Genomic DNA, 14042 nt, shown 5'->3' with positions numbered 1-14042 from the left:
GATATTGGCTTACGGACAGTTCATCGCCAGGAGCTGGCTTGCCGGCGAAGCAGGCGACGCGAAATCCATGAGGCTCGCGAGATTCGCCGGCAAACCGGCTCCTACGGCAGAAGGTCAGACGGCGGCGTTGTAGAACTGCTCGCTGCTTTTCTGCTCCACCAGGGCCTGTTCGATGGCGGCCTGGTGCACCTCGTCGGCGTGTTCTTCGCGGGCTTCGGGCTGGATGCCCAGGCGCGCGAACAACTGCATGTCCTTGTCGGCCTGCGGGTTGGCGGTGGTCAGCAACTTGTCGCCATAGAAAATCGAGTTGGCGCCGGCGAAGAACGCCAGGGCCTGCATCTGCTCGTTCATCGCCTCACGGCCGGCCGATAGCCGCACATGGGATTGCGGCATGAGAATCCGCGCCACCGCGAGCATGCGGATAAAGTCGAAGGGGTCTACCTCTTCGGCATTTTCCAGCGGCGTACCCGCCACCTTCACCAGCATGTTGATCGGCACCGACTCCGGATGCTCCGGCAGGTTGGCCAGCTGGATCAGCAGGCCGGCGCGGTCATCCAGGGATTCGCCCATGCCGAGAATGCCGCCGGAACAGATCTTCATGCCCGCGTCACGCACATAGGCCAGGGTCTGCAGGCGCTCGCTGTAGGTGCGGGTGGTGATGATGTTGCCGTAGAACTCCGGCGAGGTATCGAGGTTGTGGTTGTAGTAGTCCAGGCCGGCCTTGGCCAGCGCCTCGGTCTGGTCCTGATCGAGACGGCCCAGGGTCATGCAGGTTTCCAGGCCCATGGCCTTCACGCCTTTGACCATCTCCAGCACATAGGGCATGTCCTTGGCCGAAGGGTGCTTCCAGGCCGCGCCCATGCAGAAACGGGTAGAACCGATGGCCTTGGCCCGGGCGGCCTCTTCCAGGACCTTCTGCACCTCAAGGAGCTTTTCCTTTTCCAGGCCGGTGTTGTAGTGACCGGACTGCGGACAATATTTGCAATCTTCCGGGCAGGCGCCGGTCTTGATCGACAGCAGCGTGGAAACCTGGACCCGATTGGCGTCGAAATGCGCGCGGTGCACCGTCTGCGCCTGGAACAGCAAGTCATTGAAAGGCTGGACGAACAGGGCTTTGACTTCAGCCAAAGTCCAGTCATGACGCAGGGTGGCGGTGGTGCTGGCGCTCATGGGCGATTCCTTGATTATGCTTGGCAAGCGGCGCAGGACAGGAAAGCCCACAGCCGCGACACGGATGTTCGGCATATTTAAGGAAGAGTCATGCACTGTCAACCCAGATACAAAGGACCGGTTTACATCTGGTTAAAAAACAATCAGGCATGTTTATTGTGTGACGAACCCAGCGATTCGGCCCTGGCCCTGTGTGCTCCCTGCCTGGACGAGCTGCCCTGGCTCGGCGCCCAGTGTTCAGTCTGCGCCCTGCCCCTGCCTGGGCCCGGCCTCACCTGTGGCCAGTGCCTGCAAGAGCCGCCGGCGTTTCAGCGGGTGATCGCACCCTGGCGCTACGATTTCCCGGTGGACAGCCTGATCAGCCGTTTCAAGCACCATGAAAAATGGCCTTTTGGCCGGCTGATGGCCGAACTTCTCGGCCAGTTCCTCCACTATCGCTTCGATGAAGGCCTGCCACGGCCTGATTGCCTGCTGCCGGTGCCACTGTCCCGCAGGCGGCTGCGCCAGCGCGGCTTCAATCAGGCAGGCATGCTGGCCCAGTGGCTGGGCGCTTCGTTGCAATTGGTGGTGCAACCCAAGCTCCTCCTGCGCACCCAAGACACCCCCGCCCAGCAGGGCCTGGATGCCCGGGCCCGCCAGCGCAACCTGCGCCAGGCCTTCGCCCTTGCAGATCAGGCCCAGGTTGCAGGACGACACCTGGCCCTGGTGGACGATGTCCTGACCACCGGAGCCACCGCCCAGGCCCTTGCCCGTTTGCTGATCAACGCCGGTGCCCGTCGGGTGGATATCTACTGCCTGGCCAGGACCCCAAGCCCCGGCACCGGCGACTGACTTGACTCTCGTCGCCCAAGCCGCAAACTCCCAGTCCACCCCCAGTGTTCAAAGCGCCCCCCGCCATGTCCTTGCCCACTCTGTTGACCCAGCACATCGTCCGCCGCCCGCAACGCATTGCCTTGCTGCAACACATCGCCGAACAAGGCTCCATCACCCGCGCGGCAAAAAGCGCCGGCCTGAGCTACAAGGCAGCCTGGGATGCCATCGACGAACTGAACAACCTGGCCCAGAGCCCGCTGGTGGAGCGCAGCGTCGGCGGCAAGGGCGGCGGCGGCGCCAAGCTGTCCGCCGAGGGCGAGCGAGTGCTGCGTCTTTACCAGCGCCTGCAAGCTCTGCAGGCCCAGGTACTGGAAGCGGCGGAAGACACCAGCGACCTCGACTTGCTCAGCCGCCTGATGCTGCGCACCAGCGCGCGCAATCAGTTGCATGGCAGGGTCCGGGCTGTCGAAAGCCAGGGCTGCAACGACCTGATCGTCCTGGAGCTGCCCGAGGGCCTGCAACTCCAGGCGCAGATCACCCACGACAGCACCCTGCGCCTGGAACTGCTGCCGGGGATCGAAGTGGTGGCACTGATCAAGGCTGGCTGGCTGGACGTACAAGCCGCGGGCGCCCAAGTAACAACTGGACACAATTGCCTGAGGGGCACGATCGAGCAGATTCTCGACGCCGAGGACGGCCCCTGCGAGGTGCGAATTGCCCTGCCCAATGGTCAGACGTTGTGCGCCCTGGCCGAGCCGTTGCTGCTCAAGACCCTGGAGTTGAAGGAGTCCTCGACCGTCCAGGTGCAGTTCTCACCGTCCCACGTGCTGATCGGAACCCCGCTCTGACCAAGGCTCCACCGCCATTTCACTGCAACATATTCGTCATGGGGGCTCATTAAGGTGGCTGCAAAAACCTGCAGGGAGCCTGATATGAGCCTGTTACTAGAAGAAGACCAACCCACCGACCTGGAACAGCTGGTCGGCCTCAGCCGCCGCGGTTTCATCGGTGCCGGCGCCCTGTGCGGTGCAGCGCTGTTCCTGGGCGGCAACCTGTTGAGCCGCAGCGCCCTGGCCGCCAGCGTCAGCGCCGGCACCAGCCAGTTGCTGGGCTTTGCCGGCATCCCTGCCGCCACCAGCGACAGCATCACCTTGCCACCTGGCTACAAGTCCTCGGTACTGATCAGTTGGGGCCAGCCCCTGGCCAAGAACGGCCCGGCCTTCGACCCCAGCGGCAATGGCACCGCCCGGGCCCAGGAAGTGCAGTTTGGCGACAACAACGACGGCATGAGCCTGTTCGCCTTCCCGGACGACCGCCACCGCGCGCTGATGGCCATCAATAACGAATACACCAACTACCGCTACCTCTACCCCCATGGCGGCTTGCCGCAATCCGCCGAAGACGTGCGCAAGGCCCAGGCCAGCGAAGGCGTGTCGGTGATTGAAGTGCAGCGCAAGAATGGCCAGTGGCAGTTCGTCCAGGGCTCACGCTACAACCGACGGATCCACGGCAACACGCCGATCCGCCTGAGTGGCCCCGCAGCCGGTCACGATCTGCTCAAGACCAGCGCCGACCCCAAGGGCAGGAAAGTCCTCGGCACCTTCCAGAACTGCGCCAACGGCAAGACCCCATGGGGCACCTACCTGACCTGCGAAGAGAACTTCACCGACTGCTTCGGCAGCAGCAACGCCGAGCAGAAATTCGACGCCGCGCAGAAGCGCTACGGCGCCGTGGTGGCCAGCAAGGAGATCAACTGGCACCTGCACGATCCGCGGTTCGACCTGGCGAAGAACCCCAACGAACTCAACCGTCACGGCTGGGTGGTGGAAATCGATCCGTTCGACCCGCAATCGACCCCGGTCAAGCGCACCGCCCTGGGTCGCTTCAAGCACGAAAACGCCGCCCTGGCCGAAACCCGCGACGGCCGCGCCGTGGTCTACATGGGCGACGACGAGCGTGGCGAATTCATCTACAAGTTCATCAGCCGCGACAAGATCAACCACCGCAACCCCAAGGCCAACCGCGACCTGCTGGACCACGGCACCCTGTACGTGGCGCGCTTCGATGCCGGCGACGGCAACCCGGACCACCCCAAGGGCCAGGGCCAGTGGATCGAGCTGACCCACGGCAAGAACGGCATCGACGCCAGCAGCGGCTTCGCCGACCAGGCCCAGGTGCTGATCCAGGCTCGCCTGGCCGCCAGCGTGGTCCAGGCCACGCGCATGGACCGCCCGGAATGGATAGTGGTCAGCCCCAAGGACGGCCAGGTCTATTGCACCCTGACCAACAACTCCAAGCGTGGCGAGGACGGCCAGCCGGTAGGCGGCCCAAACCCGCGGGAGAAGAACGTCTACGGGCAGATCCTGCGCTGGCGCACCGGGGGCGACGACCATGGTGCCATGAGTTTTTCCTGGGACCTGTTCGTAGTGGCCGGCAACCCGGGGGTGCACGCCGGCCAACCCAAGGGTGGGTCGTCCAACATCACCCCGCAGAATATGTTCAACAGCCCCGACGGGCTGGGTTTCGACAAGGCCGGGCGCCTGTGGATCCTCACCGACGGCGACTACAGCAACAGCGGCGACTTCGCCGGCATGGGCAACAACCAGATGCTCTGCGCCGACCCGGACAGCGGTGAGATCCGCCGTTTCATGGTCGGGCCGGTGGGTTGCGAAGTCACCGGCATCGCCTTCGCCCCGGACCAGAAGACCCTGTTCGTGGGTATCCAGCACCCTGGGGAAAACGGCGGTTCGACCTTCCCCGAACACCTGCCCAACGGCAAGCCACGCTCCTCGGTCATGGCCATCACCCGGGAAGACGGCGGCGTCATCGGCGCCTGACCCCGCCTCGCGCCCGGCCGGCTTCTGCACCCGCAGGAACCGGCTGGGTTGCGAACCCGACGCACGGCCGAACCACCGGCAAACCCTCCCCCGCTGGCTCCCCGTCTGCGTTACCATGCTTGGCCGGACGCGGCAGCCTGCTGCGCGCAGGAGTAAGCATGTCGCACCCGTTTGAAACACTGACCCCCGATCTGGTCCTGGACGCCGTTGAAAGCATCGGCTTTCTCAGCGACGCCCGCGTGCTGGCGCTCAACAGCTACGAAAATCGCGTCTATCAAGTCGGCATCGACGAAAGCGAGCCACTGATCGCCAAGTTCTACCGGCCCCAGCGCTGGACCAACGAAGCGATCCTGGAAGAACACCGCTTCACCTTCGAACTCGCCGAATGCGACGTGCCGGTGGTGGCGCCGATCATTCACGACGGCGCCAGCCTGTTCGAACACGCGGGCTTTCGTTTCGCCCTGTTTCCCCGCCGCGGCGGCCGCGCCCCGGAGCCAGGCAACCTGGACCAGCTCTACCGTCTCGGCCAGTTGTTGGGCCGCCTGCACGCGGTGGGTGCCACCCGCCCGTTCGAACACCGCGAAGCCCTGGGGGTGAAGAACTTCGGTCACGATTCCCTGGCAACCCTGCTGCAGGGCAACTTCATCCCCAAGAGCCTGCTGCCAGCCTACGAGTCGGTGGCCCGGGACCTGCTCAAGCGGGTGGAAGAGGTCTACCAGGCCACGCCACACCAGAACATCCGGATGCACGGCGACTGCCACCCCGGCAACATGATGTGCCGCGACGAGATGTTCCATATCGTCGACCTGGATGACTGCCGCATGGGCCCGGCGGTGCAGGACCTGTGGATGATGCTCGCCGGCGACCGCCAGGAATGCCTGGGCCAGTTGTCCGAGTTGATGGATGGCTACAGCGAGTTCCATGATTTCGACCCGCGGGAGCTGGCCCTGATCGAACCACTGCGAGCCTTGCGCCTGATGCACTACAGCGCCTGGCTGGCACGACGCTGGGACGACCCGGCGTTCCCCCACAGTTTCCCCTGGTTCGGCAGCGAACGTTATTGGGGCGATCAGGTGCTGGCCTTGCGCGAACAGCTGGCGGCCCTCAACGAAGAACCCCTCAAGCTGTTCTGACCCGGCCTGCAGGAGCCGGCTTGCCAGCGAAGGGGACCCGAGAAAGCACCTTCGCCGACAAGCCGGTACCCACACAAAGGCGCCAGCCGTAGGAGCTGGCTTGCCAGCGAAAGGGCCCGAGAGATTGCCCTCGTCGGCAAGCCGGCGTCCACAGTGGGCAGCGGGGTAAAAGTCAGGACAGGTCTAGACAATTGTCCTTACAATTGCGGCTTTGTTAGCTGCCTAAGCAAGGATTCTGCATGCAAGCCGCCAACCCGCGCCGCGGGTACATCCTGGGTCTGACCGCCTACATCATCTGGGGTCTGTTCCCGCTCTATTTCAAAGCTATCGCCAGCGTTCCCGCGGTCGAGATCATCATCCACCGGGTGCTCTGGTCGGCGCTGTTCGGCGCCCTGCTGCTGATGGTGTGGAAGCACCCCGGCTGGTGGCGCGAACTGCGGGACAACCCCAGGCGCCTGGCGATCCTGGCCCTGAGCGGCACCCTGATCGCCGCCAACTGGCTGACCTACGTCTGGTCGGTGAACAACGGGCGCATGCTCGAAGCCAGCCTGGGCTACTACATCAACCCACTGGTCAACGTGCTGCTGGGCATGCTGATTCTTGGCGAACGCCTGCGGCGCATGCAGTGGCTGGCGGTAATCCTGGCGGCGGTGGGCGTGGCCCAGCAAGTGTGGCAGGTAGGCAGCCTGCCCTGGGTCTCGCTGATGCTGGCGCTGAGCTTCGGCTTCTACGGGCTGATCCGCAAGCAGGCGCCGGTCAAGGCCCTGCCCGGCCTGGTGGTGGAAACCTGGATGCTGGTGCCCATCGCTCTGGGTTGGCTGCTGCTGCATCCCGATGCCAGCAGTGCCCATGCCGAGTTCTGGAGCAGTTCCCAGGCCTGGTGGCTGGTGGCTGCCGGCCCGGTGACCCTGGTACCTCTGGTGTGCTTCAACGCTGCCGCGCGGGACCTGCCCTACACCACCCTGGGTTTCCTCCAGTACCTGGCTCCCACCCTGGTGCTGCTGCAGGCCGTGCTGCTGTTCGACGAGCACCTGTCCTCCAGCACCTTGCTGGCCTTCATGTTTATCTGGGCCGGCCTGGCGGTATACAGCGTGGATGCCTGGCTCAGCCTGCGCGGGCGTCGCTGATCAATAAACGTACAAAGCCCTGCAGGCCACGCTCTTCGTGGCTTGCAGCGGTTCTTCCCAAGGTTATCCACAACCTGATCCCCGCCCTTTGTGCACAAGCCCTTGAAACTGCTGATTTTTTGATCAACTGGCGCAACGCCGCGCTGGCTCTGGGCCAGGGCCTGGTCTCTACAGGTTATCCACAGGCACATGCACGGTTTACTGGGATAACCCTCACAAGGCTCAGGGCTCGCTGCGCAGGACCAATTCCACCATCAAGTCGTCCGCCAGGGTTTCCAGGCGCGCCTGCAGCACTTCCAGGGACAGGGTCAGGGGCACCGCAAGGATCGCCTCGGCGTGGAACAGCGGCTCGCTGCTCATGGGCGCTGGGCGCACCTCGGTCACCAAGCGCTCCAGGTTCACCCCCTGCTCGGCCAGCAGCCGGGTGATGTCGCGCACGATTCCCGGGCGGTCGTTGCCCACCAGTTCCATGGCAATGGGTTTCCAGGTGCAGGACTGCTCCACGCCGCTTTCGGCGATCAACACGCGAATGCCCTGGGCCGACAAGCCTTGCAGGGCATCCACCAGTTCATCGTAGGCTTCGGCCGGCACTGCCACCCGCAGGATCCCGGCGAACTGCCCGGCCATGCGTGACAGGCGGCTTTCCAGCCAGTTGCCGCCATGCTCGGCGATGCACTGGGCAATGCGCTCGACCTGGCCGGCCTTGTCCGGGGCGAATACCGTGAGAACGAGATGGTCCATGGCGCAGCCCTCTTTGAGCAATGAAAGATCCAGTATAGGCAGCCTCATTCCCCGTGCCTTCCAGCCCATATGGCAGCAGCTTGTGCAGGAGCTGGCTTGCCGGCGAATGTGCCCGCAAGGCCGACGCAAACCCCGAAGGCCTATTCGCCGGCAAGCCAGCCCCTACGAGGGTGCGCAAGGCAAAACACAAATCGTGTACAACTTTTTGTATTTATATGGAACAATCCACCGGCTTTTTGAGAACATCGCATTCCCCTGCGTGACCGCACTGCACTTTAAAGTCGCGGAACGACGCTTTTAGTCTAATTTTCACAACCGCAGTTCATCATGTAGTATGCCGCAGCGCGCACTACATAACGTTGGAACGATGTCCGCCAAGGCCTGATCGCAACCCCCGCAACAGCCCGTCAGCAAGGCTCCGCCGTTGATTGGAAGGACCCAGCCGCCAGCGATGGCATGTACTGGAGAACAGGGTTGTGCTTTAAATGGCCGCCGGCTTCATTGTTAATTTGAAGAGCTGAAAAGCGAAATAGCTGAGCAGAGTGAGGCAAGCAATGACTGAGCACGTTCAAGTCGGTGGCCTGCAGGTCGCCAGAGTCCTGTTCGACTTCGTGAACAACGAAGCCATTCCCGGTACCGGCCTCACCGCCGACTCGTTCTGGGCCGGTGCAGACAAGGTCATTCACGACCTGGCGCCGAAGAACAAAGCCCTACTCGCCAAACGCGATGACTTCCAGGCACGTATCGATGCCTGGCACCAGTCCCGTGCCGGCCAGGCGCATGACGCTGTGGCTTATAAAGCCTTCTTGCAAGACATCGGTTACCTGCTGCCAGAAGCGGCGGATTTCCAGGCCACGACGCAAAACGTCGATGAAGAGATCGCCCACATGGCCGGCCCGCAGCTGGTGGTGCCGGTGATGAATGCGCGCTTCGCCCTCAACGCTTCCAACGCTCGCTGGGGCTCGCTGTACGACGCCCTGTACGGCACCGATGCCATCAGCGAAGCCGATGGTGCGGAAAAAGGCAAAGGCTACAACAAGGTCCGCGGCGACAAGGTCATCGCCTTCGCCCGCGCCTTCCTCGATGAATCCGCGCCGCTGACTGCCGGCTCCCACGTGGACTCGGTGAGCTACAAGATCGTCGGCGGCAAGCTGGTGGTCGGCCTCAAGGGCGGCAGCAACAGCGGCCTGCGCAACGACGCGCAACTGATCGGCTACCAGGGCGACGCTGCGGCCCCTACCGCGATCCTGCTCAAGCACAACGGCCTGCACTTCGAGATCCAGATCGACGCCACAAGCCCGGTCGGCCAGACCGACGCCGCCGGGGTCAAGGACCTGCTGATGGAAGCGGCCCTGACCACCATCATGGACTGCGAAGACTCGGTCGCCGCAGTGGATGCCGACGACAAGGTGGTGATCTACCGCAACTGGCTCGGCCTGATGAAAGGCGACCTGGCGGAAGAAGTTTCCAAGGGTGGCAAGTCCTTCACCCGCACCATGAACGCCGATCGCGAATACACCGGGGTCAATGGCGAGCCGGTGAAACTGCACGGTCGTTCGCTGCTGTTCGTGCGCAACGTCGGCCACCTGATGACCATCGATGCGATCTTCGACAAGGATGGCAACGAAGTGCCGGAAGGCATCCTCGACGGCCTGGTCACCAGCCTGGCGTCGATCCACAACCTCAACGGCAACACGTCGCGCAAGAACAGCCGCACCGGCTCGATGTACATCGTCAAGCCGAAGATGCACGGCCCTGAAGAAGCGGCGTTCACCAACGAGCTGTTCGGCCGCATCGAAGAGGTGCTGAACCTGCCGCGCAACACCCTGAAAGTCGGGATCATGGACGAGGAGCGCCGCACCACGGTCAACCTCAAGGCCTGCATCAAGGCGGCCAGCGAGCGCGTGGTGTTCATCAACACCGGCTTCCTCGACCGCACCGGCGACGAAATCCACACCTCCATGGAGGCCGGCGCCATGGTGCGCAAGGCCGACATGAAGGCCGAGAAATGGATCGGCGCCTACGAGAACTGGAACGTCGATATCGGCCTGAGCACCGGCCTGCAAGGTCGCGCGCAAATCGGCAAGGGCATGTGGGCGATGCCGGACCTGATGGCAGCGATGCTCGAACAGAAAATCGCTCACCCACTGGCCGGCGCCAACACTGCCTGGGTTCCATCCCCGACCGCCGCTGCGCTGCACGCGCTGCACTATCACAAGGTCGACGTATTCGCCCGCCAGGCCGAACTGGCCAAGCGTGCCCGCGCCTCGGTGGATGACATCCTGACCATCCCGCTGGCGGTCAACCCGAGCTGGACGCCGGAGCAGATCAAGAACGAACTGGACAACAACGCCCAGGGCATTCTCGGTTACGTGGTGCGCTGGATCGACCAGGGCGTGGGCTGTTCGAAAGTGCCGGACATCAATGACGTCGGCCTGATGGAAGACCGCGCCACCCTGCGTATCTCCAGCCAGCACATCGCCAACTGGCTGCGCCACGGCGTGGTCACCCAGGAGCAGGTGCTCGAAAGCCTCAAGCGCATGGCTCCGGTGGTTGACCGGCAGAACGCCAGCGACCCGCTGTACCGCCCCCTGGCACCGGACTTCGACAGCAACATCGCCTTCCAGGCCGCCCTGGAACTGGTGATCGAAGGCACCAAGCAGCCAAACGGCTACACCGAGCCGGTCCTGCACCGCCGGCGTCGCGAGTTCAAGGCCAAGAACGGTCTGTAAGCCCGCGTAACCAGCAGTAATTAAAAAAGCCCCGGTCGCAAGGCCGGGGCTTTTTTTCGCCTGTGTGGCAAGGGATCGGCTAGAGCACCACGCCCAGCTCGTGCTTGACCAGGGCCAGCAGCTTGGTGGTGTCGATCGGCTTGAGCAGGAAGTCCACCACGCTCAGGTGCATGGCGGCGATGGCATCGCGGACATCGGCGTCGCCGGAAATGATGATGATCGGCAGCGCCGCCCGCTCCGATTCACGCACCTGGCGGATCAGGTCCAGGCCATTGCAGGGCGCCATGCGCAGATCGGTGATCAACAGGCCGATGGATTTATTCGATTCAAGCAACTCAAGTGCGGCCTTGCCACTGGCCGCCGTGATGCAACGGATGCCATCCAGGCCAAGAATCTCCGCAAGCAGCTCCCGTGCATCCTTGTCGTCATCGGCGATCAGCACCCGCTGGGGCGGCAGATCCGGTTCCAGCATGACCGCACTCAGGGCCTCGCGCTCGGCGTCACTCAAAATATCGTGGTCGGGCATACATTTCTCTACATGAACAGATCAATCCCCTAGCACAGTGGTCAGACATCGCTAAGCAGGCCTCCAATGTGCACTTCGTCGGAAAAATTGCCAAGAGTCTTGATCAGAGCTTTTTCGCATTGATTGCCGACGCTTCAAAGCCAAATGTCCGGCCCCTAGGGCGCTACCTAGACTTACGTCCAATGGGCACCCCAGACGTTGCAGCCGACCATGCCGTGATCCGACCACAACAAATCCAAAAAGACTGCGGTAATCGTTATGAGTAAAGCGGACGCCTTCACCCAGGCCGGGAAGACCGCGGTGTTGCAGAACATCCAGGGGACCGTGCAGTTCCTGCAACGGTTCCCGCCGTTCAACCAGATGGAGCAGCTGCATCTGGCCTACCTGGTAGAACAATGCCAACTGCGCTTCTACGGCCCCGGCGACAGCATCATCAAGCCGGCCGACGGCCCGGTCGAGCACTTCTATATCGTCAAGCAGGGCCGCGTGGTGGGCGAACGCACACACGCCGCCAAGGGCAGCACCGAGACCACCTTCGAAATCACTTCCGGCGAGTGTTTCCCCCTGGCCGCGCTGCTGGGCGAGCGCGCGACCCGCACCGAGCATCGCGCCGCCGAAGATACGTTCTGCCTGCAACTGAACAAGGGCGCTTTCATCAAGCTGTTCGCCCTGTCCGCGGAGTTTCGCGACTTCGCCCTGCGTGGAGTCAGCAGCCTGCTGGACCAGGTCAACCAGCAAGTCAAACAGAAAGCCGTGGAAACCCTCGGCACCCAGTATTCGCTGAACACCCGCCTGGGCGAGCTGGCCATGCGTCATCCGGTGGCCTGTTCACCGCAGACGCCGCTGCGCGAAGCCGTGGCGCTGATGCATGAGCAGCAGGTAGGCAGCATCGTCGTGGTGGACGAACGCAAGGCCCCGCTGGGGATCTTCACCCTGCGCGACCTGCGCCAGGTGGTGGCCGACGGCACCCAGGACCTCAACCAGCCCATCGAACAGCACATGACCCAGGCGCCGTTCTTCCTCAGCCCGGACCACAGCGCCTTCGACGCCGCCATCGCCATGACCGAGCGGCATATCGCCCACGTCTGCCTGGTGAAAGAACAGCGCCTGTGCGGGGTGGTTTCCGAGCGCGATCTGTTTTCCCTGCAGCGGGTCGACCTGGTGCACCTGGCGCGGACCATCCGCAACGCGCCCCGGGTCGAACACCTGGTGGCGCTGCGGGGCGAGATCGGCCAGTTGGTGGAGCGCATGCTGGCCCACGGCGCCTCCTCGACCCAGATCACCCATATCATCACCCTGCTCAACGATCACACCGTGTGCCGGGTCATCGAACTGACCCTGGCCGACAAGGGCGACCCCGGCGTGCCTTTCAGCTGGCTGTGCTTTGGCAGTGAAGGCCGACGCGAACAGACCCTGCACACCGACCAGGACAACGGCATCCTGTTCGAGGCCCGGGACGCGGCCCACGCGGCAGAAATCCGCGGCAAGCTGCTACCCATTGCCCAGCAGATCAACCAAAGCCTGGCCATGTGCGGTTTCACCCTGTGCAAGGGCAACATCATGGCCGGCAACCCCGAGCTGTGCCTGTCCCGTGCTGAATGGGCCCGGCGCTTCGCGGCCTTCATCCGTGAGGCCACCCCGGAAAACCTGCTGGGTTCGAGCATCTATTTCGACCTGCGGGTGGTCTGGGGCGATGAACAGAGCGCCGAACAACTGCGTCGGGGCATCCTCGACCAGGTGGCGGACAACCGTCTGTTCCAACGCATGATGGCGGAAAACGCCCTGCGCCAGCGCCCGCCCGTGGGGCGTTTTCGCGAGTTCGTGCTGGCCAGGAAAAATGGCGAAAAGGCCACCCTGGACCTCAAGGTCCAGGGCCTCACCCCCTTCGTCGACGGTGCCCGGTTGCTGGCCCTGGCCAACGGCATCGGCGCGATCAATACCCTGGAGCGCCTGCGCCAGCTGGTGTCCAAACAAGTGATCGAGCCCCTGGACGGCGCCGCCTATGAAGAGGCCTATCACTTCATCCAGCAGACCCGCATGCAGCAGCACCAGCGCCAGACCCGGGAGAACCAGCCCTATTCCAACCGGGTCGACCCGGACAGCCTGAACCACCTGGACCGGCGCATCCTGCGTGAATCCCTGCGCCAGGCCCAGCGCCTGCAAAGCAGCCTGGCCTTGCGGTACCAGCTATGAGCCTGTTTGCCTGGTTCCGCCCCGCAGTCAGCCTGCTGAGTGCCGAGCAGCAACAGCGTCGCGATCGGCTACCGGCCTTCACCGAGCTGAATGAAAGCAGCCTGCGAGAGCAGCGCTGGGTAGTGGTGGACGTGGAAACCACCGGCCTCAACCTCAACCGCGACCAGGTGCTGTCCATTGGCGCGGTGGTGATCGAAGACGGTGCCATCGACTTCAGCCAGCAGTTCGAGCGCACCCTGCAACGCCAGGGCCACAAGCTCAGCCCCAGCGTACTGATCCACGGCCTGGGGCCCAGCGCCATCGCCGCCGGCTGTGATCCGGTGGAGGCCCTGCTGGATTTCATGGAGTTCGTCGGCGACAGCCCGCTGCTGGCCTTTCATGCCCCGTTCGACCAGCACATGCTCGGCCGGGCGCTGAAGGACAGCCTGGGCTACCGCCTGCAACACAGCTTCCTCGATGTAGCGGACATGGCGCCGTTGCTGTGCCCCCAGGCCCAGATCCGCGAAGCCGGGCTGGACGACTGGGTGCGCTGGTTCAACCTGCAAGTGGTGGAGCGCCATAACGCGGCGGCCGATGCCCTGGCCACCGCGGAGCTGGCGCTGATCCTGTTCAACCGCGCCCGCCAGCAGCAGATCCACAGCCCGCTGAACCTGCAACAGCGCCTGGGCCAGTGGAAACGCCGGCAGCAGGCCCCTTCGTTCTGAGCAGCCGCACTGTGGCGAAGGAGCTTGCTCCCGCTCGGCCGCGCCGCGGCCGTAGAACCTGAGTCC

Annotated in this window: 11 protein-coding genes; 8 read left to right on the top strand and 3 right to left on the bottom strand. The window is 63.7% G+C overall.

Features of this window, described 5'->3' with window-relative positions; translation table 11 throughout:
* Positions 1 to 114: 114 nt before the first annotated feature.
* Complete coding sequence (bioB, locus tag ACUXVH_RS03495) at positions 115 to 1170, bottom strand: biotin synthase BioB (protein ID WP_011063868.1); 1056 nt, start codon at positions 1168 to 1170, stop codon at positions 115 to 117.
* Between the two features lie 90 nt (positions 1171 to 1260).
* Here bioB and ACUXVH_RS03490 point away from each other — a divergent pair, with 90 nt between their 5' ends.
* The 5 genes from ACUXVH_RS03490 (at position 1261) to rarD (ending at position 7080) form a co-directional block, all read left to right on the top strand.
* Positions 1261 to 2001 carry a ComF family protein gene (locus tag ACUXVH_RS03490; RefSeq protein WP_015637275.1) on the top strand — a complete coding sequence of 247 codons (741 nt, stop codon included), beginning with the start codon at positions 1261 to 1263 and terminating at the stop codon, positions 1999 to 2001.
* Positions 2002 to 2066: 65 nt separating this feature from the next.
* Positions 2067 to 2831, top strand: coding sequence for a TOBE domain-containing protein (locus ACUXVH_RS03485; RefSeq protein WP_445493933.1), 765 nt, complete (start codon positions 2067 to 2069; stop codon positions 2829 to 2831).
* 84 nt (positions 2832 to 2915) lie between these two features.
* Complete coding sequence (locus ACUXVH_RS03480) at positions 2916 to 4820, top strand: PhoX family protein (RefSeq protein WP_019094533.1); 1905 nt, start codon at positions 2916 to 2918, stop codon at positions 4818 to 4820.
* A gap of 158 nt (positions 4821 to 4978) precedes the next feature.
* Entirely contained in the window at positions 4979 to 5953 is a 975-nt protein-coding gene (locus tag ACUXVH_RS03475) for a serine/threonine protein kinase (protein ID WP_011063872.1), read from the top strand.
* A 239-nt stretch (positions 5954 to 6192) separates the two neighbouring features.
* Complete coding sequence (gene rarD / locus ACUXVH_RS03470) at positions 6193 to 7080, top strand: EamA family transporter RarD (RefSeq protein ID WP_011063873.1); 888 nt, start codon at positions 6193 to 6195, stop codon at positions 7078 to 7080.
* 222 nt (positions 7081 to 7302) lie between these two features.
* Here rarD and ACUXVH_RS03465 read toward each other — a convergent pair whose 3' ends face one another.
* Positions 7303 to 7821 carry a glycine cleavage system protein R gene (locus ACUXVH_RS03465; protein ID WP_011063874.1) on the bottom strand — a complete coding sequence of 173 codons (519 nt, stop codon included), beginning with the start codon at positions 7819 to 7821 and terminating at the stop codon, positions 7303 to 7305.
* A gap of 554 nt (positions 7822 to 8375) precedes the next feature.
* Between ACUXVH_RS03465 and ACUXVH_RS03460 the strand changes: the two genes are divergently transcribed.
* Positions 8376 to 10553, top strand: a complete 2178-nt coding sequence (locus tag ACUXVH_RS03460) for a malate synthase G (RefSeq protein WP_445493929.1) — start codon at positions 8376 to 8378, stop codon at positions 10551 to 10553.
* A 79-nt stretch (positions 10554 to 10632) separates the two neighbouring features.
* Here ACUXVH_RS03460 and ACUXVH_RS03455 read toward each other — a convergent pair whose 3' ends face one another.
* Positions 10633 to 11079: a response regulator gene (locus tag ACUXVH_RS03455; RefSeq protein ID WP_015637278.1), complete on the bottom strand. Its 447-nt coding sequence runs from the start codon at positions 11077 to 11079 to the stop codon at positions 10633 to 10635.
* 258 nt (positions 11080 to 11337) lie between these two features.
* Between ACUXVH_RS03455 and ACUXVH_RS03450 the strand changes: the two genes are divergently transcribed.
* The gene (locus ACUXVH_RS03450) at positions 11338 to 13272 is read left to right on the top strand and encodes a putative nucleotidyltransferase substrate binding domain-containing protein (protein WP_015637279.1); all 1935 of its coding nucleotides are present in this window, start codon (positions 11338 to 11340) and stop codon (positions 13270 to 13272) included.
* The gene (locus ACUXVH_RS03445) at positions 13269 to 13976 is read left to right on the top strand and encodes a 3'-5' exonuclease (protein ID WP_011063878.1); all 708 of its coding nucleotides are present in this window, start codon (positions 13269 to 13271) and stop codon (positions 13974 to 13976) included. Before ACUXVH_RS03450 ends, ACUXVH_RS03445 begins: the two co-directional genes overlap by 4 nt.
* The last annotated feature ends 66 nt before the right edge of the window (positions 13977 to 14042 follow it).

The organism is Pseudomonas sp. 8(2025), from assembly GCF_052665325.1.
This window is presented reverse-complemented; position numbering and strand designations above follow the sequence as displayed.